This is a genomic window from Streptomyces phytophilus (genome assembly GCF_013870535.1).
Classification (GTDB): Bacteria; Actinomycetota; Actinomycetes; order Streptomycetales; family Streptomycetaceae; genus Streptomyces; species Streptomyces phytophilus.
In genome coordinates this window covers 1-292 of record NZ_JACBXC010001766.1, presented here as the reverse complement: position 1 = coordinate 292, position 292 = coordinate 1, and the positions used below count along the sequence as shown (strand labels likewise).

At 71.2% G+C, this 292-nt stretch carries 1 protein-coding gene; it reads left to right on the top strand.

All coding sequences use genetic code 11. The features are described 5' to 3' along the window. Positions 1-292 (top strand): hypothetical protein (locus tag H5J30_RS35810; protein ID WP_181791944.1); only part of this gene is annotated, 292 nt, incomplete at both ends.

Here is a 292-nt window from a genome sequence, read left to right as displayed (position 1 = left end):
TCAGGCGTCACCACCTACCTCGAAGCCGGACCCGACACCACCCTCACCACCCTCACCCAACAAACCCTCACCACCGCCGACCACCACGTCTCCCTCCTCCACCCCGACCTCCCCGAACCCCACGCCCTCCTCACCGCACTCGCCCACCTCCACACCACCGGCATCCCCCTCGACTGGGCCACGGTCCTGCCCGCCGCCACCCGTCACACCCCCCTCCCCACCTACGCGTTCCAGCGCAAGACCTTCTGGCTGGCCGACACCGGCGCTCCCGGAGACGTCACCGCCGCCGGTC